This window comes from Paenibacillus sp. S150 (genome assembly GCF_019352175.1).
In the GTDB taxonomy this organism is placed as follows: Bacteria; Bacillota; Bacilli; order Paenibacillales; family Paenibacillaceae; genus Paenibacillus_AQ.
Window position 1 is genome coordinate 324,460 of sequence record NZ_JACBYI010000002.1, and the last position, 26,034, is coordinate 350,493.

26 protein-coding genes are annotated in these 26,034 nt (G+C 50.5%); 20 read left to right on the plus strand and 6 right to left on the minus strand.

Going from position 1 to position 26,034, the window contains the following annotated elements; genetic code table 11:
* The first annotated feature begins 21 nt into the window (after positions 1–21).
* Together HYD27_RS04040 and HYD27_RS04045 are read left to right on the plus strand one after the other, a co-directional pair.
* The gene (locus tag HYD27_RS04040; RefSeq protein WP_219211745.1) at positions 22–1,788 is read left to right on the plus strand and encodes a cache domain-containing sensor histidine kinase; all 1,767 of its coding nucleotides are present in this window, start codon (positions 22–24) and stop codon (positions 1,786–1,788) included.
* Complete coding sequence (locus HYD27_RS04045) at positions 1,785–2,993, plus strand: response regulator (RefSeq protein WP_219211747.1); 1,209 nt, start codon at positions 1,785–1,787, stop codon at positions 2,991–2,993. The genes HYD27_RS04040 and HYD27_RS04045 overlap by 4 nt, the downstream gene beginning before the upstream one ends.
* Positions 2,994–3,198: 205 nt before the next feature.
* On the opposite strand, the gene HYD27_RS04050 is transcribed toward HYD27_RS04045, so the two are convergent.
* Together HYD27_RS04050 and HYD27_RS04055 are read right to left on the minus strand one after the other, a co-directional pair.
* Positions 3,199–3,552 carry a DUF4190 domain-containing protein gene (locus HYD27_RS04050; RefSeq protein WP_219211749.1) on the minus strand — a complete coding sequence of 118 codons (354 nt, stop codon included), beginning with the start codon at positions 3,550–3,552 and terminating at the stop codon, positions 3,199–3,201.
* A gap of 232 nt (positions 3,553–3,784) precedes the next feature.
* A complete protein-coding gene (locus tag HYD27_RS04055) occupies positions 3,785–3,955 on the minus strand; it encodes a hypothetical protein (RefSeq protein ID WP_219211751.1) in 171 nt (56 codons plus the stop codon).
* Between the two features lie 198 nt (positions 3,956–4,153).
* On the opposite strand from HYD27_RS04055, the gene HYD27_RS04060 reads away from it, so the two are divergent.
* A complete protein-coding gene (locus tag HYD27_RS04060; protein ID WP_219211753.1) occupies positions 4,154–5,356 on the plus strand; it encodes an MFS transporter in 1,203 nt (400 codons plus the stop codon).
* A 9-nt stretch (positions 5,357–5,365) separates the two neighbouring features.
* Positions 5,366–5,905 carry a GrpB family protein gene (locus tag HYD27_RS04065; RefSeq protein WP_309242010.1) on the plus strand — a complete coding sequence of 180 codons (540 nt, stop codon included), beginning with the start codon at positions 5,366–5,368 and terminating at the stop codon, positions 5,903–5,905.
* A 426-nt stretch (positions 5,906–6,331) separates the two neighbouring features.
* Here HYD27_RS04065 and HYD27_RS04070 read toward each other — a convergent pair whose 3' ends face one another.
* Positions 6,332–7,261, minus strand: coding sequence for an Rpn family recombination-promoting nuclease/putative transposase (locus tag HYD27_RS04070; protein ID WP_219211755.1), 930 nt, complete (start codon positions 7,259–7,261; stop codon positions 6,332–6,334).
* 203 nt (positions 7,262–7,464) lie between these two features.
* Positions 7,465–8,325 carry an AraC family transcriptional regulator gene (locus tag HYD27_RS04075; protein ID WP_219211757.1) on the minus strand — a complete coding sequence of 287 codons (861 nt, stop codon included), beginning with the start codon at positions 8,323–8,325 and terminating at the stop codon, positions 7,465–7,467.
* 192 nt (positions 8,326–8,517) lie between these two features.
* Here HYD27_RS04075 and melA point away from each other — a divergent pair, with 192 nt between their 5' ends.
* Together melA and HYD27_RS04085 are read left to right on the plus strand one after the other, a co-directional pair.
* Positions 8,518–9,816 (plus strand): alpha-glucosidase/alpha-galactosidase, encoded by a 1,299-nt coding sequence (melA, locus tag HYD27_RS04080; RefSeq protein WP_219211759.1) that lies wholly within the window; start codon positions 8,518–8,520, stop codon positions 9,814–9,816.
* Between the two features lie 417 nt (positions 9,817–10,233).
* Positions 10,234–10,914 (plus strand): succinylglutamate desuccinylase/aspartoacylase family protein, encoded by a 681-nt coding sequence (locus HYD27_RS04085; RefSeq protein ID WP_219211761.1) that lies wholly within the window; start codon positions 10,234–10,236, stop codon positions 10,912–10,914.
* Between the two features lie 88 nt (positions 10,915–11,002).
* On the opposite strand, the gene HYD27_RS04090 is transcribed toward HYD27_RS04085, so the two are convergent.
* Complete coding sequence (locus HYD27_RS04090) at positions 11,003–12,436, minus strand: hypothetical protein (RefSeq protein ID WP_219211763.1); 1,434 nt, start codon at positions 12,434–12,436, stop codon at positions 11,003–11,005.
* A gap of 232 nt (positions 12,437–12,668) precedes the next feature.
* On the opposite strand from HYD27_RS04090, the gene HYD27_RS04095 reads away from it, so the two are divergent.
* The 5 genes from HYD27_RS04095 (at position 12,669) to HYD27_RS04115 (ending at position 16,901) form a co-directional block, all read left to right on the plus strand.
* The gene (locus HYD27_RS04095) at positions 12,669–13,049 is read left to right on the plus strand and encodes a GntR family transcriptional regulator (protein ID WP_219211771.1); all 381 of its coding nucleotides are present in this window, start codon (positions 12,669–12,671) and stop codon (positions 13,047–13,049) included.
* Positions 13,046–13,915, plus strand: a complete 870-nt coding sequence (locus tag HYD27_RS04100; protein WP_219211773.1) for an ABC transporter ATP-binding protein — start codon at positions 13,046–13,048, stop codon at positions 13,913–13,915. Before HYD27_RS04095 ends, HYD27_RS04100 begins: the two co-directional genes overlap by 4 nt.
* A complete protein-coding gene (locus tag HYD27_RS04105; protein ID WP_219211775.1) occupies positions 13,908–14,450 on the plus strand; it encodes an ABC-2 transporter permease in 543 nt (180 codons plus the stop codon). The genes HYD27_RS04100 and HYD27_RS04105 overlap by 8 nt, the downstream gene beginning before the upstream one ends.
* 151 nt (positions 14,451–14,601) lie before the next feature.
* The gene (locus HYD27_RS04110) at positions 14,602–16,509 is read left to right on the plus strand and encodes a heavy metal translocating P-type ATPase (protein ID WP_219211777.1); all 1,908 of its coding nucleotides are present in this window, start codon (positions 14,602–14,604) and stop codon (positions 16,507–16,509) included.
* 86 nt (positions 16,510–16,595) lie between these two features.
* The gene (locus HYD27_RS04115; protein WP_219211786.1) at positions 16,596–16,901 is read left to right on the plus strand and encodes a metal-sensing transcriptional repressor; all 306 of its coding nucleotides are present in this window, start codon (positions 16,596–16,598) and stop codon (positions 16,899–16,901) included.
* Between the two features lie 98 nt (positions 16,902–16,999).
* Here HYD27_RS04115 and HYD27_RS04120 read toward each other — a convergent pair whose 3' ends face one another.
* On the minus strand, positions 17,000–17,341 hold the full coding sequence (locus HYD27_RS04120; RefSeq protein ID WP_219211788.1) for a ribosomal protein L7/L12: 342 nt from the start codon (positions 17,339–17,341) through the stop codon (positions 17,000–17,002).
* A gap of 208 nt (positions 17,342–17,549) precedes the next feature.
* Between HYD27_RS04120 and HYD27_RS04125 the strand changes: the two genes are divergently transcribed.
* The 9 genes from HYD27_RS04125 (at position 17,550) to HYD27_RS04165 (ending at position 25,911) form a co-directional block, all read left to right on the plus strand.
* Entirely contained in the window at positions 17,550–17,894 is a 345-nt protein-coding gene (locus HYD27_RS04125) for a hypothetical protein (protein WP_219211790.1), read from the plus strand.
* A 162-nt stretch (positions 17,895–18,056) separates the two neighbouring features.
* Positions 18,057–18,734: an MBL fold metallo-hydrolase gene (locus tag HYD27_RS04130; RefSeq protein WP_219211792.1), complete on the plus strand. Its 678-nt coding sequence runs from the start codon at positions 18,057–18,059 to the stop codon at positions 18,732–18,734.
* 33 nt (positions 18,735–18,767) lie between these two features.
* Complete coding sequence (locus HYD27_RS04135) at positions 18,768–19,535, plus strand: 4'-phosphopantetheinyl transferase family protein (protein ID WP_219211794.1); 768 nt, start codon at positions 18,768–18,770, stop codon at positions 19,533–19,535.
* 59 nt (positions 19,536–19,594) lie between these two features.
* A complete protein-coding gene (locus tag HYD27_RS04140) occupies positions 19,595–20,308 on the plus strand; it encodes a response regulator transcription factor (RefSeq protein WP_309242011.1) in 714 nt (237 codons plus the stop codon).
* Positions 20,305–21,336: a sensor histidine kinase gene (locus tag HYD27_RS32615; RefSeq protein ID WP_219211796.1), complete on the plus strand. Its 1,032-nt coding sequence runs from the start codon at positions 20,305–20,307 to the stop codon at positions 21,334–21,336. Before HYD27_RS04140 ends, HYD27_RS32615 begins: the two co-directional genes overlap by 4 nt.
* A gap of 105 nt (positions 21,337–21,441) precedes the next feature.
* A complete protein-coding gene (locus HYD27_RS04150; protein ID WP_219211797.1) occupies positions 21,442–22,203 on the plus strand; it encodes an ABC transporter ATP-binding protein in 762 nt (253 codons plus the stop codon).
* Positions 22,200–24,158: an FtsX-like permease family protein gene (locus tag HYD27_RS04155; RefSeq protein ID WP_219211798.1), complete on the plus strand. Its 1,959-nt coding sequence runs from the start codon at positions 22,200–22,202 to the stop codon at positions 24,156–24,158. Before HYD27_RS04150 ends, HYD27_RS04155 begins: the two co-directional genes overlap by 4 nt.
* Before the next feature lie 238 nt (positions 24,159–24,396).
* A complete protein-coding gene (locus HYD27_RS04160) occupies positions 24,397–25,476 on the plus strand; it encodes an alpha/beta fold hydrolase (protein WP_219211799.1) in 1,080 nt (359 codons plus the stop codon).
* A gap of 12 nt (positions 25,477–25,488) precedes the next feature.
* Positions 25,489–25,911, plus strand: coding sequence for a MarR family winged helix-turn-helix transcriptional regulator (locus tag HYD27_RS04165; RefSeq protein WP_219211800.1), 423 nt, complete (start codon positions 25,489–25,491; stop codon positions 25,909–25,911).
* The last annotated feature ends 123 nt before the right edge of the window (positions 25,912–26,034 follow it).

Here is a 26,034-nt window from a genome sequence, read left to right on the forward strand (position 1 = left end):
GTGTTGAAAGGAGAGAGTCCTATGAAGAGCGGCTTTCATTCCATCCATCATCGGTTGTTCTTGCTGTTTCTTTTTTGCATGTCCAGTATTCTGCTTATTGTCAGCTTGCTGTACTATAACAGGACTACGGTTCAACTGCATGAGAAGATCAGTGATTTGTCGGAAAAGAATGTCGCCCAGACGGCCGGACTGTTCAGTCTGCTGTATAAAGGGTATGATGCGCTGTCCAAATCACTCAGCAATAACTTCGAGATGATTCGCTTGATCAATGAAACAACGGATGAGCCGGCGGTAGCTTATATCAATGAACAGACCATCACCAACATTATCGGCTCGATTTTTTATTCACGGGATGATCTGGTGGGAATCCATGTCATCACGGACAAAGGCAAGATTTATAATTACGGCAACTACATGAACGTGGTTGACCCGGATTACCAAAATGAGGATTGGTATAATCAGCTGCAGGCATCTTCCGGAAAAATGGTCTGGCTGGGTGTGTATCAGCGTTCGCTGATCGATCAGGTGGAGGACAGTCCGGTATTTGCTTTTGGCCGGCAAATTTATGACCTCAATGAGCACAAGCCAATCGGCATTGTCCTCTACGAGACGAATCCCCAGCCTGTTCTGGACGCTCTGGAAAATCTCAAGCTGGGCGCGCACAGCCAGGTGTATCTCATGTCGGAGGACGGGCGGTTTGTCACTTCGGCAACCGATCCTGCTCCAGTAGCGGATAATCTGCCTTCCTTGAAAAATTTCGAGAATAAGATTGTCAATCAGGAAGCGAACCGTCTGGTTGTGGCCTCCAGGCTTTCGTTTTCAGGCTGGTGGGTCATGAGCATTACTCCGGACAAGGATCTCAACGTGGAACTGAACGAGATGAAGCGATACCTGCTGATTGTCATCTCGATCCTGATCATTGTTTCTACATTAATCGCTTCCATTGTGTCGCAGACGATTTCCTCTCCGCTGAAGAAGCTGATCCGCGAGATGAGGCAGGTGGAGATCGGGAATTTCCGGGGAATGGTCAATGTATCCTCCTATCAGGAGATCAATATCCTCGTGGCCTCTTTTAACCGGATGGTCCGGCGGATCGAGGAACTTATCGAACGGGTGAAGCTGTCTTCCGTCAGCGAAAAAAATGCCGAGCTGCATGCGCTGCAGTCTCAGGTCAACCCGCATTTCCTCTACAATACGCTGGATATGATCTACTGGATGCTGGATGAGGAGGGGAATGAGCAATTGGGCGAGCTGGTGCTCTCCCTGTCATCCATGTTCCGCTACAGCAGCCAGTGGGAGGATGCCGCGGAGGTTACGCTGCGCGAGGAGCTGGAGCAGATCGGCCATTATCTGAAGATCATTTCCATCCGCTTGGAGGGAAGACTGCAGATTGTCACCGATATCGACGAGCGCTGGCTGAATATCCGCGTTCCGAAGATGACAGTCCAGCCTGTCATTGAGAATGCCGTCAAGCATGGACTTGAATCCCTCAGCCGCCAAGGGATCCTGAAGGTGTACACACGCGAAGAGGATTCCTTTCTTAAATTGATCGTTGAAGACAATGGAAACGGGATGTCTGCCGGGCAGCTGGAGCGTCTGCTTCAGTCGCTGAACGGGAACAGTCCCAAGGAAGGCGGAAAGGGCGGGATCGGGCTGCAAAATCTGCACCGCCGCCTGCAGCATATGTTCGGAGAGGAATACGGCCTGCGGATTCAGAGCTTCCCGGGAGAAGGGACACAGGTTGCCATTGTGCTGCCGATTAGGGTGGAAGGAGAAATCATTACGTGAATATTCTTGTAGCCGATGATGAACGGGTAATCCGCGAAGGCATCAAACGCACCATCAGGCAGATCAGTCCGGATCATCAGGTATTTATGGCGGCCAAGGCGGAAGAAGCGGTCAAGATTATGGAAGAGCAGCGAATCCACATTGTGCTGACCGATATTTTGATGCCCGGGATGAGCGGCCTGGAATTTATGAAGATCTCCAAACGCCGCTATCCCTATGTGAAGTGGGTGGTGATCTCGGCGCACAGTGAATTCTCATATGCCCAGGAAGCGGTCCGTCTCGGGGCAAGGGATTATCTGCTCAAGCCAATAGGCAAAAACAAGCTGCTGGAAATTATTAATAACCTGGCCGCTGAAATTGAAAAGGACAACGACATTTCCAAGCAGGGGGAGAGACTGAAAACGAGTCTGCGGTTTCTGCGGGAAGGAGTCTTCCAGCGTCTGGCGTCCGGCCTTAATATCGGCAATCTGGATATTGAGCCTTTCGTTGAAGATTATAAGCATTTCTATATGGTTATGGTGCAGCTTGCTGCCGGGGACAGAAGCATACGGCTGGAGCATTTCATTGTCGAGAATGTGCTGTCTGAACTGATCGAGCTGCACGGACGCGGTTTTGTCGTCAGCTATGACCGCCATAGCCTGCTGGGACTCATTACCCTCCGGGACGATGCCGGTATCCAGCAGTTTCAGGATGAGGTCAAAGACCATCTTACACACTATTTAAAAATCCCTTTTCAAATGATTCACTCTGGCCTCAGCTATGATTTCAGCACGGTCCCGCAGATTGTCAAGCGGATGAGAGAAGCGTCTGCCTCACAAGCGCTGGAGCTTGAGCCCATGAAGGGGAGCGGGGAGAAAGCGATAGATGTAGCCTTGCATTACATCAAGGAGCATTTCTATGAAGACCTCTCATTGGAGAAAATGGCTTCTGTCGTGTTCCTGAATCCGGCGTATTTCAGCCAGCTGTTCAAGCAAAAGACAGGGCAGGGCTACAAGGAATATGTGACCTCGCTGCGTCTGGAGCAGGCCAAGCTGCTGCTGCTTAATCCCAAGCTGAAGCTGGCTGAGATCGCCGAACGGGTGGGTTATCAGGATATGAAGCATTTCACGCAGATGTTCCGCAAGCGGTACCGGTTGACCCCCACCGAATACCGGCAGCAGCAGAACATCAATCTCCTGATGAGCAAAGGAACCCCGCCGGAATAATATCCGGCCGGTACAATAAAAAAAGGAAGCGGATGCCGATTCTCGAAACCGGTGTCAGCTTCCTTTTTCCAAAATATAGAATTTATATGCTCGGCACACTAAATTATCCTTCTATTTCTCGCTGAAACACGCCGCCCTTTACAAGGACGGCGTAGCCGTTTCTGCTTGTTATTGCTGCGTTCATAAGCCCTGCTCTGCCGGATGATTAAATGTTGTTGAAGTTGCTGAAGGTATTATAGCCTCCGTCATATTCGTTGAAGAAAATTACAGCAACGACGATGAGCACAATAATAACGGCATAGATAATTGTTCCGACAATTCCGCAGACCAGTCCGGCAATTGCCATTCCTCTGCCTTGCTCGTAACGGTTGCGGATCTCTTTAAGTGAAATCGCGGAAAGGATAATGGCAATAATTCCGAACAATAGGCCGATATAGGGAGTTATGACTGACAGAATTCCCAGCACGAGGGCGGCAATGGACTTGCCGTTTGTCCGGGCTGTAGGGGGTGGCGGGCTGTAGTACTCCTGATTTCCAAACGGCGGGGGTTGATAACTCATGTAATAAGCTCCTTTAAAGGTTTTGTGAGCTTTTGCTCCAATGATATTTTGCGAACAAAATGGGCTGCATAAGGTATTGGCTTCGTTTTTGCCAGCCGTGCTCTAGAGTATTATATAATATTTTCCAACCGTTGATGCGCTAATTTCAAATCTATGAATATGCATAGGATTTTGTCAAAGAATGGGCTGCACTTTCGCTCAGTTGGCGATATTAGTGCAGCCTGTTCATTAATCAGGTCTCATTTTTGGTAACACCATTTAAGCTTGGGACATAGTCGGCAGCTTTGTCGCCTTTCAGCATTTGAGGCACCTCGGTGAGATGATCGTGATTCTGCTGATTATTTTTCTTGTCTGCACGGTTGTTGGCCCGGTCGTTCTTGGGATCGGCGCTGTTTTTGGGCATAACGTTCACCTCCATCTCTGGAGCTTAGTATGAGAAGGCGGGTTGTATTTTATCCCGGGAATTGAAAGAACCGCTTGTATGCAGAGCGGGCATGGTTCAGCCTGTAATCTCCCGGTTGACAGATGCTGCTATAATATATTTACCTAAAATAAAGCTTTGCTGCCGCCACAGCATAAGTGAACGGAGGAACCTTAACCTATGTCACTGCCTGCCATATCCGCTGCAGCCTCTTCTAAAAGCGGAATCCCGCGCGGACTTATTCTTCTTCTGGCCACAACCTCAGGGCTTGCCGTGGCGAATCTGTACTACAACCAGCCGTTGCTGGCTGATATTGGCCGTTCGTTCGGGGTTTCCTCGAATGCGGTCGGTTATGTCTCCATGTTCACACAAATCGGCTATGCGCTCGGGATGCTGTTGTTTGTCCCTCTGGGGGATATCCGTGAGCGGAGGACATTAATATCTGTGCTGCTGGTAGCCGTAGCCTTGTCACTGGTTGGCTTTGCCGCCTCGCAAAGTCTGCCGTGGATGTACATCGCCAGCTTCGCTGTCGGCATCACCACAGTCGTGCCGCAAATTATCGTGCCTTTCTCGGCCCAGCTGGCGCTGCCGGAGGAACGAGGCAAGGTCATCGGCACGGTGATGAGCGGTCTCTTGTTCGGCATCCTGCTGGCCCGCACAGTGTCAGGGGTTATTGGTGACCTTTGGGGCTGGAGAGCCATGTACTGGATTGCTGCCGTTCTGATGCTGCTGTTATCCTTCATGCTCTACCGGCTGCTGCCGGAAACGAAGCCCGAGACCTCGGCCTCTTATACGGATCTGCTCAAATCCATGGGAGTGCTGGTCCGGAAGTATTCCACATTGCGTGAGGCCTCGCTGATCGGCGCCTGCATGTTCGGCGCCTTCAGTGTGTTCTGGACCTCCCTGGCCTTCTTTCTGGAAGGGCCTCCTTACGGATACAGCAGTGCGATTGCCGGATTATTCGGGCTGATTGGTGTAGCGGGAGCGGCTGGTGCTCCGGTTATCGGAAGGCTGGCCGACAGGATCGCTCCGAAGAGGATTATCGGCCTGCTGATTCTGCTGACGCTGATCTCCTACGGTTTATTCGGACTCTCCGGGCTGTCGATCTGGGCGCTGATCGCTGGAGTCATTGTCCTGGATTTGGGTGTACAGGGAACACAGGTCAGCAACCAGGCGCGGATTTACGCCCTGGAGCCTGCGGCGCGAAGCCGGATCAACACAGTGTTCATGGTCAGTTCCTTCGCCGGAGGTGCTGCGGGTTCCACGCTGGGCAGCTATGCTTGGGAGCACTGGGGCTGGAGTGGAGTCTGCTGGACCGGAGGAAGTCTGGCCGCGGCAGCGCTGACCATCTGGGGAATATACCGGGTGCGGATAGAGAAATAATAAAGGAAGGTGAAGAGCATCGCTGAAAAAACCAAAGTTGTTGAATTGGTTCCCTATGATCCTGTGTGGAAAGCTGAATTCGGCAGGCTTCGGGATTGGCTGCTTGAAATCATGGGAGACCTTATTATCGCCGCTGAACATGTCGGCAGCACCTCTGTTGAGGGCTTGTCGGCCAAACCCATCATCGATATAGATCTCGTGATGGAGAGCTATGCGGTTTTGCCGGAGATCATTGACAGGTTGGGACAATATGGTTATGAACATCAAGGCAACCTGGGAATAGAGGGCAGGGAAGCATTCAGGCGGGAGCAGGAAGACGGCTTCATGAAGTATCATTTGTACGTATGTCCCAAGGACGGCAAAGGGTATTTGGAGCATATTGCATTGCGCGACTATCTGCGTGCCCACCCGGAGGCGTGTCAGGAATATGAGGGAGTGAAGCTGAAGCTGGCCGGACAATTCCTTTATGATATTGATGCCTATTGCAAGGGGAAGACGGCGGTTATCCATTCGATTTTGCGGGAGGCCGGCTATCCGATCAACGAATAATTAGAGTCCCCTGCGGAAAATGTATAGTTATCATAAGGCTTCTAAATCGGATTTTTGTGGAATATATTGAAGTTACTTGCATGTATGTAATTTGGATGGTAAATTATAAATATAAGGTTGGGATTCAATTTGAACCCAACAGTCACCTCAACTAACTGAAGATGTAAGGCGAAGAGGAGCATTTCCCCCGATGCTCCTTTTTGCTATGTACTGATTGGGATGATGGGTTTCGCATAGAAAGTGCTCATGTTACATGTACTCAGGTCTATTAATCAAGTGGAAACGGCTTCGCTGTCCTTATAAGGACGGTATCCGTGTCAGCGAGAAAGATAAGGCTAATCTATAGCGTGAAACATATACATTCTTATCTTTGAACAAAAAGCGAAGCTTTTAAATATCAAAAGCTTCGCTTTTTGTGGAGCTTTTTCACTTCAACGGCTTCAATGCCTTGATTTCATCTTCAGTAAGGCCTGAAGCTTCAGCTATAACTGAAAGATCAACATTTAGAGCAAGCAGCTTTCTTGCCACTTCATTTTTGGCCTCAGCCTTTCCTTCAGCCTTTCCTTCAGCCTTTCCTTCAGCCTTTCCTTCAGCCTTTCCTTCAGCTTTCCCTTCAGCTTTCCCTTGAGCACGTCCCCGTATGGCTGCTATCTCTGCCGCTTCGTACATGGAAGCTTCGTCATGCAGATACTTCTGCCGGTCTTCATACTGTCGGCGGGCTTCCTCGTTCTGACTTAAAAACTCCAAAGTATCCATAGCCTTCTTTAATACAGGTTCATTCATCGTCAGCACCTCCCACTTCGATTGATCTGCCCCCTTCAGGAACAGCAGCCAATTCACCAGCCCCCCTTTTTCGAGGGAGACAGCTTGTTCATCCAGCTTAGGAAGCTCCAGAAAGTGAATTTCAATGTCATCTATCAGCTCTATTGCAGTGCGGTCTTCCCTCAGATGAAAAACGCTATGATACAAATCGTTCGGCAGAAAAGCATAGTTCAGAATGTTAATAGTTACGCATCTTTTAAGTTTGCTGTAAGACTGGCCTTCCTGCAACTGACCTGAGTATTGCTTACTCCAATAAAATAATGTCCTCTTTTCAGTGTCATATTTATTAAACAGCTGCATTTCTACATTGACGATCTCGCCCTCTGTCGTTCTGGCCCGAATATCCAGTATAGACTGTTTATCTCGTGGGGAATCTTTCTCGGTGTATGGGTTCAGAAGAATAATCTCACTTAGCGATGGCTTCCCAGCTTCAGCAAACGTACGATTTAGAAAGGCAAGCAGTACATCGCGGTTCTCTTCACTACCAAATATGCGTTTGAACAGAAAATCATTTCTTGGGTTAAGCAGCTCCATGAATCCTCAACTCCGTTTCAATCTTTATTATATCATTATCAATCTTTGCTGTGTAATCCAAACGTCAATTACGGTACTATCCATAAATTAATAATCCTTTAGGGAACGCGCGGTAGACTTAGCCTGTGACAGTGTGGCGCGAAGGGATTCGTTTGATATTTTAGTAGCGGTACAGGAGCTGGGCATAGACCGGCAGTCACAGTCTATTCCTGCCGCAGAACCGAACGGTATTCACTGGGTGACATGCCGCTGAATTTGCGGAACTGCCTGGAGAAGTACAGCGCATCATTGAAGCCGACTGAAGAAGCCACCTGATCAATGGTAAGGGGGCCGCCAAGCAGGCCTTTGGCTTTGTCCATCCGCATCTTCAGCAGATACTGCTTGGGGGACAGGCCAGTTTTTTGTTTGAAGACTTTGGAGAGGTGGGCACGGTGGTAGCCGAGTGTGGCGGCCATATGATCAATGCTGATCTGCTGATGGAACTGCAGCGAAATCCAGCGGATCGCCTGGTCAATCTGCCGGTCGATGATGTCCGGCATTTCTTTGGGCCTGGCTGGCAGGAGCGCCAGGTTGTCCCGGCCAAAATGGTGCAGCAGAAGCCTCGTCCATCCGGAGGCCTCCAGACTCTCCAGACGCGGATAAGCGGATTGCTGGAAGCATAGACGGATCCGTTCGTACAAGCTGTGGAGCTCCAGGGTATTCCCGGATTGCAGGAGCGGCCGTTCCTTGGTAATGCCAATATTGGAGAGCAGTGAGGTTACCGCTGTGCCTTGCAGCGCTACCCAGGCATAATGCCAGGGATTATGAGCATCCGCCTGGTAGCTGAAGAGCGAGCCCGGAAAGATTACGAAGGTATCGCCGCTCCGGCAACGCTGGGTAACGGTGCTGCTCTGAAAGCTGCCTTCTCCGCTAAGAACGGTATGGATCAGGTAATAATCATGGACGGAAGGTCCAATTTTGTGGCCGGGATAAGGTCTGCCTTCACCGCTGAACAGCACGGCAAGATCCTGCTCCTCTGGAAGCAGGTTAAAGCCGGCGGTAAAATCGTAGTGCTCGGGATTCATATACATGCCACCTTTGTTTTGAAATATAAGGTTGTACAGGGTGCATTGGGACATATTAGTGTCAGGCTACAACAGATTGACTATAAATGCAACAATAATCCATATAGCACTTGTGTTTCTCCATATTCAATGAGGGCGCTCTCATCTATATTGGTTATAGAAGAGTTCGACTAATGAGGAGGGGGGATTTTTATGTCCAAAGTTACATTTATCGGAGCAGGCAGCACGGTTTTTGCCAAGAATGTTCTTGGCGATTGCATGGGTACGGAGGCTTTGCAGGGGTTTGAGCTTGCGTTGTTTGACATTGATCTGCAGCGGCTGGAGGATTCCGGCAGCATGCTGAAGAATATCAGGGCCAGCAGCGGCAGCACCTGTGTTGTAAAGACCTATACCGACCGCAAGGAAGCGCTTCGCGGCGCCAAATATGTGATCAATGCAATCCAGGTGGGCGGGTATGATCCCTGTACGATTACAGATTTTGAAATACCCAAGAAATATGGCCTGCGGCAGACGATTGCGGATACAGCGGGCATTGGCGGCATTTTCCGCAACCTGCGCACGATCCCGGTCATGCTGGATTTTGCCGCAGACATCCGTGAGGTATGTCCGGACGCCCTGTTCCTGAACTATACCAACCCGATGGCTGTGCTGACGAATGTAATGAACATGTATGGCGGGGTGCAGACTGTTGGATTGTGCCACAGCGTGCAGCAGTGTATTCCCGGTTTATTGGGATCTCTGGGGTTGGAGCAGAGCGGTGTACAGGCAAAGATAGCGGGCATTAACCACATGGCCTGGCTGCTGGAGGTTACGAAGGACGGGGAGGACCTGTATCCGGAAATTAAACGCCGGGCCGCGGAGAAGCAAAAAGAGCCGCATAGTGATATGGTGAGGTTCGAAATGATGCTGAAGTTCGGATACTACATTACGGAGTCATCTGAGCATAACGCAGAATATCATCCCTATTTCATTAAACGCGGCTACCCGGAGCTAATCGAACGCTTTCAGATTCCGGTGGACGAATACCCCCGCCGCTGTGTGGAGCAAATTGAGAAGTGGCAGCAGATGCGCGGGGAACTGGTTAATAACAAAGCGCTGCACCATGAACGCTCGCATGAATACGCCTCGTATATTCTGGAAGCGGTCGAAACCAATGTGCCCTTCAAGATCGGCGGCAACGTGATGAACACCGGACTGATCACCAATCTCCCGCGGGAAGCCTGTGTAGAAGTGCCTTGTCTCGTGGATGCCAGCGGTGTGACCCCAACCTATGTGGGTGATCTGCCGCCGCAATGCGCTGCACTGAACCGCACGAACATCAACACTCAGCTGCTGACCATAGAAGCGGCAATAACCGGCAAAAAGGAGCATATCTATCACGCGGCCCTGCTTGATCCGCATACGGCTGCCGAGCTGTCGATGGATGATATTGTTGCGATGTGCGACGAACTGATCACGGCCCATGGCAGTTGGCTGCCGCAGTACACATAACGGCTGAACCGCCCGTCTGTTGAAAGTGAAGAAAGCCTGAGCAATCAGGCTTTCTAGAAAAAATAATTTATATGTTTTGGGGTCCCGGCAAAGTACCTGAGTGATCATCGAAGCCAAGGCCCCACTACCCTGGAAATAACTTTACGGATGAGGATAAGCGCTTAAAGGCCGCAAGAAATTAAACGCAACAAAATCCACCCCCATTTCCATCCTCTGTGGTGCCGCGTCAGCGGCATGGATGGCTTTGTGGGGGGATTTAGCGTTGCCGAAGGCCATCCGTTATGAACCTGTCTGAAACCGGCCTGGGTTGTCTGGCCTTTCGTCCAAACCGTAAGGCTGCTGCTGCATACATATATAGAAGAATATTGCTGAAACGGTTAGAGGCCGGTTCGGTGTGTCATAAGGAGGTGGGCTTTGGTGATAGTTGAGAAAAGCATGCTGGCTCCGGGAACCTCTTTTGCCACAGCGTATTATGTCATCAGCAGCCGGGAGCCGGGTCCTGTATTTATGATCGTCTCCGGCATTCATGGCAATGAGCCGGCCAGTATCCGCGCGGCCAAAGAGCTGGCCGGGAAGTTTGCCCGCGAGGAGCTGTTTCTCCGCAGGGGCCGGCTGATTATCCTCCCGCTGGCGAATCAGAAGGCCTACCGCAAGCGCCGCAGAGGAGTTCCTGACCTCAACCGAACGTTTCCCCGGAGCGCCGGAAGCCGGGCGGGCCACCCGCTTGCAGCCTCTGTCTTCGCATTGGCGCAGCGCTATAAGCCCAACTGGTATCTGGATCTGCATGAGGCCAACGGATTGTCGCAAATCAACCGCAGGCGGGTGGGGCAGACGCTGATTATCAGTCAGGGCAGCCGGGCCGGTTCCTTGGCGAAGCGAATTGTCAAACGGATGAACCAGTCCATCCTGCTGCCCTCACATCACTTCAATATCCACCTGCGTGAGCGTTCCGGCACCTCCCGGATGGCAGCTGAACGGATACTTGGTGCAAGGGCGGTTACCGTCGAGACCTGCTGGAGCCTGAGCTTCGCGGTACGCGTACGTTACCAGCAGGACATCGTAAGACATTTCTTGAGATCGGCCGGGCTAATCGGATGAATGCAGGCAAATCCGCAAAAAACAGGCATAACCCGTCATTCCATGCGGATTATGCCTGTTCACCGTGCAGCTTGATAGAAGCCTGCCATCAAAAGGAAAATACACTGCCGTAGGTTCCTTTGTAGACCGGTGCTCCGAAGGCTTTTACCCAGTCCTGGTAGTGCCGTGCGGAGCTGCCGCTTTTGACGATAACATAGTCGGGACGGTCAAAGCTCACAATGTCCGGAAGGTATTCGGAGAAGGCGTACATGGAACGCTCGAATGCGGTCCAGCCCATCGCACCTACAGAGTCTTTGGTGATAAAAGGGTCCTGCCGGCCGTCACAGAGCACCTCTGCGCCGCGGTACATTACATAGCCGGATGAGCCGTAGCTGGAGAGCACCTTCGGTCTTGTGCCTGGCTCCGTATGGTTCAGAACATAGTTCATTTCTTCCACAGGATACGCCCTGGCGTTGATTACCGGCGGAACGGTAAAGTTATAGCCTATATTTAAGGCTAAGCCGACAGCCAGCGCAAGCATCAGCCCGCCCCGTCCCAGCCGCAAGGAACTGCTGCGGAAGATCGGAGCTGCTTCGAAGAAAGCTCCTGCGAAATAAGGGATGAACAGCCACATGAACAAATTCTGCTTGAAGTTAGATACACCCAGATAGAGAATGCCGGCCATCAGAAAGAAACGGAAGGGCTTCTTTTGCAGCGAGAAGGGCAGGGTTACGGCAAAAAACAGCAGCAGCAGCAGAATCGGCAGATTTTCCATCCGGCTGAACTGGATCGGCTGCCACTCGTTGATCAGCATATTGAAGCTTTTGCGGGTCACGGTAAAGATAAACAGCAGGCTTTTCAGTCCGCCCGGATTCAGCAGCCCGGATATCCAGACCAGTACAAATACAGCGGCCCGCCGTATGGTAAGCTTCCTCTCAAGCAGTGATTCCAATCCGGCCATGCCTGTAAACACGGCAATTACCAGCCACACCCCGGTGTGAATATTGGCTACAGCACAGGAGAGCAGGATCATCGCAGCAGCATATTTAAAGCTTGTCTTCAGCTGGAACTCACGCAAATAGACGAAGAACCATACAATCATCCAGGCGGAGATCATCTGCGGCCGGCCTTTAAAATAGTTGTAGTAAATCCAGCCGGTAATCAGCAGCACAAAAGGCAGCAGCAGCGGATGGCCCTCCTGGAGGCCCAGCTCTTTGCGTGAAACGCGGCCAAGCCGAAGCAGCCCCATAATCAGGCAGAACAGGCATACGGCGGTCAACAGGTAGATTCCCGGCCACCCGAATGTCTGATATAAGGGAGCGATGAGAAGCTGAAAGCCGAATTCATGCGGAATATAAGGCAGCTTGTCGCCGTAAAAGGTATGGATGGCATGATGCAGCACAGTGCGGCGGGCGATCATGTAGCGGCCAAGCTCAATATGCCAGAACGTGTCCGGATCATTATAAGAATATTTGGGCATGAGCAGCAACATAAAGACGGTAATTAATGCTCCATAGCCGAGCTTGAACCATTTAGTGCGCACTGGAACGGGTAACCCCCTTTTACATCTACATATAATCGAGATTGGCAATGAACAGTTAAAAGCTCGAATGGTGAAGCTCTCAAGTTTACCTTTTCCCATAAAGCTGCGCGGGAATACCTCTTGTTTACAGCCGCCGTTGAAAAAGGAGAATCTTGACAATGAAATAAATAATGTATATATTACACATATACAATAAATACAATAGTTACAGAGAAGGTGCTGATATGGCAACATGAACATTTTGATATCGAGTACCTCCGGTGAACCGATTTACGCCCAGATCGCACGGCAGGTACGCCAGCTGATCCTGCAGGGTGAACTTCTCTCCGGCACGCCGCTGCCGTCGATCCGCCTGCTGGCCAAAGAGCTGCAGATCAGTGTCATTACAACCAAACGCGCTTACGAGGAGCTGGAGCGTGAGGGGCTGATTAACTCTATAGTCGGCAAGGGGTCATTCGTATCCGGCGCGGATCAGGAGTATATCCGGGAGCAGCGGCTGCGGATTATGGAGGGGAAGCTGAAGGGAATTATCGACGAGAGCAGGCTTTTGGGCATGGAATACAAGGAGCTTGCGGAAATGCTGAAGCTGCTCTGTGAGGAGGAAAAAGAATGAGTGAGGTCATTAAGCTGGAAGGCTTATGCAAAAGCTACAGCCATTTTGAGCTTCGAAATATCACACTGGGCATCAATGAAGGGTATATTACAGGGCTGATCGGGCCGAATGGGGCGGGCAAAACCAGCCTGATCAAAATGATCATGGGCATGGTCTATCCGGACCGGGGCGGAATTCAATTGTTTGGGCAGAACCGCCCGCTGCATCAGGCGGCGGACAAGGACCGGATCGGCTATGTATCGGACGAAAATATTTATTACGAGCATCTTAAGGTTAAAGATATGAAAAGGGTCATCGCCCCGTTCTACAGCCGCTGGGATGAAAATACATACCTGAAATACCAGGAGCTGTTCAAGCTTCCGCCGGGCAAGAAGATCAGGGATTTGTCCAAAGGAATGAAAATCAAGTTCTCGCTTGCAATTGCCCTGTCGCATGGTGCGGATCTTCTGATTATGGATGAGCCGACGTCGGGGCTGGACCCCGTCTTCCGCAGGGAGCTGCTTGAGCTGCTCAGCGAGCACATTCAGGACGAGAAGAAGTCGATTCTATTCTCCACGCATAACACCACCGATCTGGACCGGATTGCGGATTACATTGTTTTCCTCAATGACGGGCGGATTGTATTCAACGAGATGAAGGAGACGCTTGCGGAGCAGTATCTGCTGGTCAAAGGCGGAAAGGAGCTGCTCGACCAGGATGTGCGGCGCTTGTTTCTGCACATCCGTGAGAGTGGAGTGGGTTTTGAAGGACTGATCGGCAACCGGACGGAGGGCGAACGCTACTTCAAGAATGCCGCGATCTGCGAGACTCCTACGCTGGAAGAGATCATGTATTTTACTGTAAAAGGAAGTGAAGCGCATGTATAGCTCCTTCTATCTGATCCGCAAGGACTTCATTCTGGTGCGCAAGTTTCTGCTGCTGATGAACGCCTGCACACTGGATGTACAGCACAATAATCAGCGGTTGCTGGTCACGCTTCCGCTCCCCCGGCATCAGCTGGTGCTGGCTAAATATTTGAGCCTGTTCCCTTATGTAATCATCAGTTTGATCTGCACACTGCTTCTTTATCTAACCGGGCAGTCCGCTGAGCCTATTGCCTGGAGAGAATTGTCGCTTGTCATTGCCGGCTTCCCGATTATTGCCGGACTGTATTTGCCGCTCTACTTTTGGCTGGGGCAAAAGGGGATGCAGGTGGTTAACATGCTCTTCATGATGCTGATCATGTTCGGCTTCACCGCAATGTCCAGCCTGGCGAAGCAGTTTCCGGTGCTCTTCGAATGGGTCCACTCGGGAACCGCGGACAATATTCTGTTGCTGGCTATCGCCTGCGTCGCCTATCTATTCCTGCTCTACTGCTCTTATCTGATTTCGCTGCGGATTTTCACCAGGAAAGACATCTAGTCTCTAACAAGCTCACGAATCGCCTCTGGAATTTGTCAGAGGTCTTTTTTTTGTCACAATTTTTCTGCGGGAAAATCATTTACAGTATGCCCCCGGGGGGGATATATTTATGAGAACAGTTCTCATTATAACGAAAAGGGAGTAGAGAGGTATGGGCGAAATCATGCTTGAGAAAGAGACCAAGGGTGCCTCATGGAAGGCTGTATGGGACAAGAACGGCGGAATTCTGATTGCCGGCGCCTGTCTGGTGCTGATTGGGCTGGCCTGGAGTCTGGAGCGGAGCGGGCAAGGGGCCTTGTCGATTGTTTTGTTCGTCCTGGCCTATGCCGCCGGCGGGTACCGCAAGGCTTGGGAAGGCCTGACGACGCTTGTTAAGGAGAAGGATCTCGATGTCGATCTTCTTATGGTCGTTGCGGCTATAGGTGCGGCAAGCATTGGCTATTGGCTGGACGGCGCTGTGCTGATCTTCATCTTCTGTCTGAGCGGTGCGCTGGAGGATTACTCCATGGAGAAGACCAACCAGGACATCGCGGCGATCCTGAAGTACCGGCCGGAAGAAGCAGTGCGGCTGAAGGATGGTTCGGAAGAGCGGGTCAAAGCCTCCGAGCTGCAAAAAGGCGATCTCGTGCTGGTGCGCCCAGGCGAACGGATTCCCTGCGACGGGACGATTGTCGAAGGCAGCTCTGCAGTCGATCAGGCCACCATTACCGGGGAGGCGATCCCGGTGGATAAAACGCTGAACGATTCTGTTTTTGCCGGAACGATGAACGGCCAAGGCGCCCTGCGGGTACTGGTGGACAAGGGCTCGGAGGACACACTGCTCTCACGGATTATCCATATGGTGCAGGAGGCCAAGAATGAGCTGCCGCCGAGCCAGCTTTTTGTGGAACGGTTTGAAGGCATTTATGCCAAAAGTGTGGTTGGTCTCGCGTTGCTGTTAATGATACTCCCGCCCTATCTGTTTAACTGGACCTGGGAGGCTACGATCTACCGGGCAATGATTTTCCTCGTTGTGGCTTCCCCTTGTGCGCTTGTTTCCTCCATTATGCCCGCGGTTCTCTCGGGAATTTCCAACGCTGCCCGCAAAGGCGTCCTGTTCAAGGGGGGAGTCCATCTGGAGCAGATCGGGAATGTGGGCACCGTGGTTTTTGACAAAACCGGAACCCTGACCGAAGGCAGACCAAAGGTGACGGATGTCCTTCCGGCGCCTGGCCTTACAGAAGTGGAGCTGCTGCGGCTTGCGGCATCGCTGGAACAGCTGTCCCGGCACCCGATTGCAAGAGCGGTAGTAGACCGAGCCGAAGCACAGGGGCTCACCCTGGAGCCGGCGGCTGCCATGCAGGCGGTAACCGGGATGGGTGTCAGCGGCCTGGTGAACGGCAAGGCCTGCCGTCTTGGCAAACGGGGGCTTGTGCTGGAGGCCGTGCTGAATGAAGCACCGCTTTCTGTGGCGGAAGCTCTGGAGAGGGAAGGCAAGACGGTCGTTTTCGTGGAGATAGAAGGGCGTTATGCGGGAATTCTGGCTGTTCAGGATACGCTGCGGCCGAACGCGGCAGAAGCGGTTAGGCAGCTGCAAGCATTGCATAAACGGGTGGTCATGCTTACGGGGGATGCCCGGCCTACTGCGGAGGCTATTGCCGGACAAGCCGGAATAGAAGAGATCTATGCGGAGATGCTGCCGGACGGGAAGCTGGAGGTGATCCGCAGGCTGACAGCGAAGTACGGCAAGGTTGCAATGGTCGGAGACGGTGTAAACGATGCTCCCGCGCTCGCGGCTTCTTCCGTGGGGATTGCCATGGGAGCGGCCGGAAGCGATGTTGCACTGGAGACGGCCAACGTTGTCCTGATGACCGATGATATCTCCAAGATTCCCTTTGCCATCTCCCTTGGAAGCAGAACCGGCAGGGTGGTTAAGCAAAACATTACGTTTGCCCTTGCCGTCATTCTGCTGCTGGTGGTGTCCAACTTCGCGGGCGGCATCAATTTGCCTTTGGGTGTGGTGAGTCACGAAGGGAGTACGCTGGCCGTGATTCTGAGCGGCTTGCGGCTGCTCAGGTAGGCTCATTTGTCTCTGTGAATCTATTCTTGCTATAATACCTCTAGCAAGGTAATCTAAGAAGTCACAACATAAGCCGGGGTGTAGCTATGGTTCAGGAAGCAGGCGAGCATATTCATGACGAGGATTACGAGCATAAGTACCGCAAGCAAATTGTCAACCGGCTGGCCCGTATTGAAGGCCATGTCCGGGCCGTCAAGGAAATGACTGCCGAAGACCGTGATTGCTCGGAGGTTCTGCTGCAAATTGCCGCCATTCAGAAAGCGCTGGACAAAGCGGCAAAGCTGCTGCTGAAGGACCATCTGGAGAATTGCGTAGTCAAAGCAGTGCATCACGGCAATCAGGACAAGGTGCTGGAGGATCTCAACAAGGCACTCGACAATTATATACGCTAGTTTTTCCATTCCCTTAGCGGTGCAAATCCGGAGACCAGGGCCCGCGCAGCCGGAAGTTATACTTATGGTTGGCAGGGGCACCTTTATCAAGGTTGGGCTTACCTGTTCCTTTCCATCTCATCAATATAATTCTTGGCATCGGCCAGAGACAGATTCCGTGCTTCGCGAATCACTTTAATGGCCTGGATTTTCTTGCCCTCGGCCAGGAGCAGGTGGAGCCTCCGCTCCAAATCCGGCGCAATCTCCATGTTCTGTACATACAGCGGTGTCGGAGCATTCCCCCCTGGCCTGATGAAGCCTCCGCCCGTCGCTGAACGGCTGTCCATCCGTTCCAGCTGTGACTGCAGTTCGTTGACACGCTTATTGAGGCTGATCACCCTGAGCATAAACAGCAATGAGAGCGCCAATGCAGCGGCTGAGATCCAGTCTGTGTTTTCCAAGGATATGCCCCCCTAATATGTGTGGTGTAATTCACTACTTCTCAATACCCGTCATACCAGGCAATGAACACTCATAAGCGTTTAAAGGCTTCACGATATAAATTTTGAATGACAAGCGGAAACGGCTACGGGGTGTTTCAGCGAGAAATAAAAGGATCATTTAGCGTGCAAAGCATAAATTTCTATATTTGAAAATGGGGGCAGGAATATGATTACTCCACAAACGCTTGAAGAGTATTATGTTAGGATCGGCCGGCTGAAGCAGCGGTATTTGCAGGAGCGTTTTGAGGCTGATCTGCCCAAGTTTGGCTCTCACGAAGAGGCGGCCGGCTGGTTCCGCGGCCTGTTTGGGGACAACTTCATCTTCATTGAAGAAATGGATGCCGCAAACTCCGAGAAATACTATCTTTATGACATTATTCATGACAAGGAGCTATGGGAGCGCCGGCAAAAGGATTTGCAGGAAAAGGGCACAGCAAACGGGCTTGGTATGCTTCTCTGTACCCAGAGGGTGGATATTTATGAGGATGGCTCTGTGCATCTGGCATTTTAACCGAAATCGTTTCTGAAAAGTCTGCATGGTTGCTGCAGGCTTTTTTGTTTTTTTCAAAGCATAAACATTCATTGACAGTTCAGGAGACTGTAGATGATAATTTAATAGATTCATTGGGAATATGCTGGAAATTTCCCGCTACAAATTTTTGAGGAGGCGGACATGGAAGCAACCTACGATCTGTTTACCATCAAGACGCAGTGTATGACTTTTTTTAACTACGCTTATCTCGGAATCGACAAGACCTCCCGCAAAGCTTTTGTTGTTGATCCATCCTGGGATGTATCGCAGCTGATCCGGATTTTGGAGCAGCATGGGGCTACCCTTGAGGCTGTGCTGCTGACCCATTCTCATTTTGACCATACCAATATGGTGAAAAAGCTGGAATTGCTCTATCATCCCACCGTCTATATCTCCAAAACGGAGGCTGAATACTACAAGTACCGCTGCAACCGGCTCAGAACCGTCGAAGACATGGACCGGATACGCATCGGCGACACCCGGATTACTTGTCTGCTCACCCCGGGTCATACGATGGGCAGTGTCTGCTACTGGGGAGAAGATCATCTGTTCTCCGGGGATACGGTTTTTATCGAAGGCTGCGGACTGTGCGACAGCGAGGGCGGCTCGGCAGAGGATATGTATCACAGCATTCACCGGCTGATCCGGCTGATCCCTGCCGGTGCCCGGGTATTTCCGGGCCATTCCTTCGGCGACCCTCCCGGCAAGGAAATGAGCTATCTGTATCAAAAAAATCTGTATTTCCAAATTGATGACATCAACCACTTCGTGAAATACAGGAACAGAAAAACCAATTCCAAAGTATTTAATTTTAAATAATCACTCCTTGGGAAGAAGAATAGGGGCAGGAAAATGTTATATACAACCTTCGCAAGACAGCACGGGCAGTTTCTCTCCAAGTATGTACAAAAAGCGGATTTTCAGCTGGAAGGCGCGGAAGACCGCTACGGGTTGAATATCAGTGTGGTTACCTTGCCGCCGGAGGATGGTCCTTTGGATTATCTGAGCAAGGCTGAGAAGGACCAGTATTACAGCTTCAAATATCCAAGAAGGCGGAACAGTTACATACTCGGCAAGCTGGCTGCCAAAATGGCGGTTGCGGGTGAACATGATGATTTGGCCGGAATTCAGGTGGATCACGGGATTCTGTGCCAGCCGATCGTGGCCGGAAGGACCCGGGGGATTACCATCACCCATTGTGATGATTTGGGAGCAGCGATTGATTACGATCCACGGCTGCTGCTTGGCGTTGACATGGAGCTTGTGGATGAAAAGGCTATGGATGCCTTAAGAAGAATCACGTCCAAGGAAGAGGAAGGGCTTATTCATGGCTTGGGGCCGGAGCCTGCTTTTCTGACCCTGCTCTGGACGGCCAAGGAAGCGATGTCCAAAGTGATTCAGACAGGCTTTACCGTTCCTACCGAGCTGTTCGAGATCAAATCGTGTGTACGCGGAGAGCAGGGAGTTATCAGCCAGTTCACTAATTTCCCGCAATTCAAGGCGTTATCCATCCTGCGTGAGAAATATGTGTTCACCGTGGTGCTCCCCGGGAAAGCCATGACCGAGATGTCGGAAATCCGTCTGCTGAATGGTTTGCGGCAGCTGCTTCTGCCAATTTAACCTGCGGCCAAGCCATTGAATCGAAGTGTTAACGAAGCCAAATCTGGAGGCTGTAAGAGGTGAGCGAATTGTTCAAGATCATGATCGTCGAGGATGATATCAGAATCAGGACGCTGATGACGGATATCCTGCGCAAGTACGGCTATGAAGTGGCGGAGGTTGCCGATTTTTTGCAGGTGGAAAAGATCTTCGAGCAGGAAGCCCCGCATCTTGTGCTGCTTGACCTGAATTTGCCGTACTATGACGGCTTCTACTATTGCCGTGTATTCCGCAGAAAAACCACGGTGCCGATCATTGTGATCTCCGCCAGAGATGAAGAGTCCAGCCAGGTGCTCAGCATGGAGCTGGGTGCGGATGACTATATCGTCAAGCCGCTGAATATCCAGGTGCTGCTGGCGAAGATTATGGCGATTCTGCGCCGGAATTACGGTGAGTATGCAGGCAAGCAGGTGCCGGAACCGGAGCCGCTGCCGATTCATCTGGATGAGCGCAATTTCAGAATGTCCCATAATGGAGCTACAGAAGAACTAAGCAAGAATGAATATAAGCTCCTGAAGAAGCTGCTGGAGAAAAGGGATACGATTGTCACCAGGGAAGAGCTGCTGGAGGAGCTGTGGGACGATGTGCACTTCGTCGTGGACAATACGCTTACCGTGAATGTCACCCGGGTCAAAAGCAAGCTGGCCAATCTCGGCTTTCAGGATGTCATCAAGGTCAAAAGAGGCGTGGGCTATATTTTGGATTCGGCTATGATCGGAGGGGGCCGCAAGTGACTATCAAGCTGTTACGGGATTTTCTGCGCGATCAATTTGCATTTACCCTTGTCTATTTCATCAGCCACATCCTGGTGAGCGTATACTGCAATTATTTTATCAGCAGCAATATCCAGCTCACTTACCTGTTTAGCATCTATTTCTATGTTTTTATCCTATTTATGTGCTTCCGCTTCATCAGATACGTCTCCGTGAACCGGGAGATCCAGAGATTGACAGAGAATATCGAGATTGAAGAAAAAGGCTTTTCGTGTGAGCAGCAGGCTGTGATCACTCTGATTCACGGGATACACCGCAGCTATCAGGACCAAATCTATGAAGTGAAATCCCAGGCCGATAACACCCATAAGTTTATCTCGCAATGGATACATAATCTGAAAACCCCCCTTTCGGTCATTGACCTCATTCTGCAGAGTTACAAAATGAATCCTGAAGGCCATGCCCCGGCACTTACGCATATCGAGGAAGAGAAGAATGCCATTCTGAGCATGCTGAACCAGATGCTGAAGTTCTTCCGCCTGGAGCATTTCACCAGGGACTATAATCCGGAGCGTGTCAATCTGCTGGAATCGCTCAGAAGCCTGATCAACAGCAAACGGAACCAATATATCTACAACAATGTCTACCCGATGATCGAGTGTGCGGACGAGAGCGTGCTCGTGATGACGGACAGCAAATGGAATACGGCGATGCTGGAGCAGATCGTCTCCAATGCAATCAAATACTCGGATGCGGGTGAAAAGGCCAAGCCGGTCCATTTCCACATTGAGCAGTGCGGCGACCAGGTTGTGTTGTCCATCCGGGATGAAGGCATCGGCATCGAACAAGCGGACCTGCAGCGGGTGTTCCAGCCCTTTTTTACCGGCAAAAATGGCCGGACCCACCATCAGGCAACAGGCATCGGCCTGTATGTCTGCTCGGAAATTGCCAGAAAGCTGGGCCACCGCCTCACCATCTCCTCCGAAGTCAATCAGGGCACAGAGGTCCGGATTTCCTACCTTTCAAAATTGAAAGACAGCGTAACCTAAATGAATGGATACCGCCCTCCGGGATTTATTACAATGAAGCTGTATAAAAGATAACACAATCCGGGTATTGGGCATCCATACCGCCCGGGTTAAGGAGATGAGAACGTGAGCGCAGTATTGGAAGTCAAAGGGGTCAAAAAGGTCTACGGGGTGCAAAATGGTGAACATTCCACAGTGGCGCTGGATTCCGTCAGCTTCAACGTGGAGAAGGGGGATTTCATCGGCATTATGGGTCCCTCCGGCAGCGGCAAAACCACATTGCTGAATATCTTGAGCGGCATCGGCAAGCCAAGCTACGGCGAGGTTTATATCGGAGGCAAGAATATCACCGCTCTGGATAAAAATGAAATGGCGCTTTTCCGCAGGCAGCATCTCGGCTTTGTCTTCCAGGAATTCAATCTCATGGACAGCCTCACGCTGAAGGAAAATGTCATGCTGCCCATGATCCTCGATAAGAAGGATAAAGAACTGATGGAGTCCAGAAGCGAAGAAATCATGAAGCTGCTCGGCATCGACGAGATTGCCGGGAAATATCCCTACAACATTTCCGGCGGCCAGCAGCAGAGGGCAGCGGTCAGCCGGGCGCTTGTCAATGACCCGGATATTGTTTTCGCCGACGAGCCGACGGGCAACCTGGATTCCAAGTCCTCTAATGCGGTAATGAAATGCATGGAGAAGATGAACCGGGAAAAGGGCAGCACCATCCTGATGGTTACGCATGATGCCTTCGCGGCAAGCTTCTGCAAAAAAATCATCTTCATCAAGGATGGAGCGATCTGCATGGAGATTGTCAGCAGCGGGGTCCGCAAGGAGTTCTTTGATCAAATCTTCGATTGTCTGGCGATCATCGGAGGGGAACACAGTTGACCTTTAGAGATGTGACGATTAAAAATTTCAAACAGAATGTGCGGAATTTCTATTCCTATTTCCTCTGCAGCGCCTTTGCGATCACGATTTTTTTCCTGTATACCTCCTTGCTGTTCAATAACAGCATCCGGAAGGGGGGGACGGAGGATGTGATCCGGATTGTGCTGATGCTGAGTCTGGCTGCCCTTACGCTTTTCTCGGTGTTCTTCATCAACTATGCGCATTCTTCCTTTATCAAGGCGAGAAGCAAGGAATTCGCCATCTTTATGTCGCTGGGGATGAATAAGAATGATCTGCAGAAGATTATCCTGATGGAGAATCTGGCGATCAGTGTCTCCTCGCTCATTGCCGGCATGGTCACGGGCATGGTCTTTTCCCGGCTGTTCCAAAATGTGGCGATTGATCTGCTGGATTTGCAAGGGGTCGCGTTTTCTCTCAGTGCCGCCAGCTTTGCGGTAACAGCGGCTGCATTCACCATGATCTTCATCGTCTCACAGCTGATTTCCAGTGTGAAGGTGGGCAGGCTGGATATTGCGGAGCTGATGAAGGATTCCCGCAGGCAGGATAATCCGGTGAAGAAGAACGAAACCATGCTGGGGCTCGCGGGTGCGGGACTGGTCATTGCATCAATCCTCTTTTTGGCAGTGATCTCCAATTACGAGAGCCTGCATACCAACCCGTTAATGATCATTACCTACATTCTGATGAGCTTCACCGGTATGTATATGGTCATCTCCCACCTGGGGAACACATTGATCAGCTTCCTGAAAGACAAGGAATTCTACTACCGCTACATCCTCACCATCACTGAGATTAATCACAAATTCAATCAGAACAAGCGGATTATGTTCATTCTGAGTATTCTAAGCGGCATGACCATTTTCCTTGTTGCGTCACCGTTTTCGCTGCTGCAGCTGTCCGGGAGCATTGCGGAGCGGAACAAATATGATATCGAGTACATTTCGGTGGCAGGCATCCACACGCTGGAGAGCGCACAACTGGAGCAACTGATGAAGCAGTCCCCCGAGCCGCTGAAGTCGATCCGGGAAACCGGCTTTCTGAACCTGAGGATGAACCTGGAAGGCGACAAATATGATGTTCTGAAGACCAAGCCGGTCCTGGCGCAGGACGTGTACAACTCGCTCACAGGGGAGAAGGTAACCGTAGGAGCAGGGGAAGCCCTTAATATCATTACGGCCTGGGAGCCGGGTACTCATGGTATTGATCCAGGCGAAGACATTCAGTTCACGGATGGCACGTACACCTTCAATTACCAAGTGAAAGCTTCCTACCACGGCACTTGGTTTGCATCAGCGGGCGCTTATCCGTCAAGCTCAGGCATCGTCGTCAGCAATGAGGATTACCGGGATATGGAGTCCAAGGTGAACGCGAGTGCGGCCGGTATACATTACGGGATGGATTTTACCGCCTGGAAGGGTACGGAAGGGACCGTTCAGAAGCTGAAGGATGCACTGCAGGCCACAGACAAGGATGGAAGCGGCGGGCTGTTTGCGGTAGCCTCCAAAGCTGATACCTATAAAGAGCTGAAAAAGAACTACTCGCTCTTTGTATTCGTCACTTCTCTCGTCGGTGTGCTGTTCTTCGTAGCGGGCGGGATGGTGCTCTACTTCAAGCAATATACCGAAATCGGGAATGCCACTGTCTTTTTCCGCAAGCTGTACAAGATTGGAATCAGTGACAAGGAAATCCGGGCGGTAGTGTCCGCTGAGCTGCTGATTACCTTCTTTGTGCCGCTGCTGCTGGGGAGCATCTTCGGTTACTGCTTCATCTATCTGGTCACCCATGTCATGAGCGGCTCCGACATTCTCGGCGAATTCATGAAGAACACAACGATTGTGGTCGCGGTCTATTTCTTGTTCCAGCTCAGCTTCTACTTCATTACCAAGCATAAGTACAGCCAGGAGGTTGTGCGCAAGCTGACGAAAGCGGCTTAAGGCGCAGTAAGCAAATAATAAGTGCAAAATACTAGGCGGCCTGCGAGGGTTGCCTCTTTTTTTTAAAATATATGAATTTATATGCTTTGCACACTAAATGATGATTTTAGAAAAACGGGTTTGTTGACATGGAAAAGCAATAATGATATAAATGACTAAGTCATCTATATTGAATCAAGTTATCGATCGATTTGTTAAAAAACAGAATTTTCTGTTCATTAAGAAAGAGGGAGCGAACATGAACATTAAGAAAAAGTCACACTCTGCATCAAAAAAAATCCTTTGGGGAATCGGAGCCATTCTTGTTTCTTCAGCAGCGGTACTATTAATTGTAATAAATAAATTGAACAATTATGCAGATCCATGGCATAAGAAAGTCACTGAAGCAGGTATTGAGGAAAAAACTGCGCAGGTTGGTCAAGTCAATTTCAATTATGCTGAGGGACCGGATAACGGACCGGCATTACTGTTACTAAACGCCCAGCATATGGACTGGTACAGTTACAGCCGGGTATTGCCGGAGCTGTCTGCCAAATTCCATGTGTTCGCCGTGGACTACCCGGGTCACGGAAAAACTGCCTATCCGGATGATTACTTCCTGAATGCCAATCAGATCGGCAGCGATCTGGCTAGCTTTATTGAAACGGTGATTAAAGAACCGGTGTTTGTGACCGGAAATTCATCAGGCGGACTTCTAACGGCCTGGCTGGCTGCCAATAAACCGGAACTGGTTAAAGCCATTGTTCTGGAAGATCCGCCCTTGTTTTCAGCCGAGTATCCCAGAGTTCAAAAAACGGTTGCTTACCGATCCTTTACGACTGCCAACAATTTTATCGGGGAAGGAGAAGACGATTTTCTGCTTTACTGGCTGGACAGCAATTCCGCGTTTTTCGAGAAAAATGTGGGTAAATTTTCGCTGCCTATGATTAAAACAGCTGTTAAAAGCTACCGGAATGCAAATCCGGGTAAGGCAGTCGAAATTTCTTTTCTCCCGGATACTGTCCGCCTGATGCTTAGAGGCTTTGATTACTATGATCCGCGTTTCGGTGCAGGATTCTATGATGGAAGCTGGAATGCCGGCTTTGACCATGCTGAAGCCCTTCAAAAAATAACCTGTCCCACCTTGCTGCTGCACGCAAATTACGAAATTCGTGAAGACGGTGAACTAAACGGTGCCATGGATCAGGAGGATGCCGACCGGGTGGTTTCGTTAATCCCCAATGCGGAGTATAAGAAAGTGGACGCTGCACATGTTACCCATATTGATCAACCGGAGCAGTTTAATCAGAATGTTGAAGACTTCTTTTTAGGGGAATAGAGGGAGTATATTATGGAAAATGAAAAAATAATCAGAGCCTTTGGAATTCTTAACCGTACCTTTGTCAGTTTTATTTCAAAATCTCTTTCGGCCAAGGATCTGTCCTACTCGGACAGCATTTTCTTGGTTAATATAGGTGACAATGAGGGCACTACCCAAGAAGAATTAGCTCATTTTTTAGCGATCGACAAGGCTGCCATTGCACGGTCCGTGAAAAATATGGAGGGAAAAGGGTACGTAAGAACCGGACGCTCCAAGGCTGACAAAAGGGCCAAAGAGCTCTACCTATCGGAATCCGGTAAAGAGCTGTACCAATATATGCAGCTTTTAAACCATCAATGGATTAATCAGCTTCTGGGAGATCTGGACCCGGATGAAATTAAGAAATTCAATCAGACCATTGACCTGATAAGCAGCAGGGCCAAAAGCTTATAGCAATTGGCGAATTCATCATTTTCTTAACTATATGTTGGTTCATTTGTCCGGAGCTGATACTTGACAGCTGATGCTGAAATGCACATAATGGAATAGAATGATCGTTCTAGTGGACGATATTTT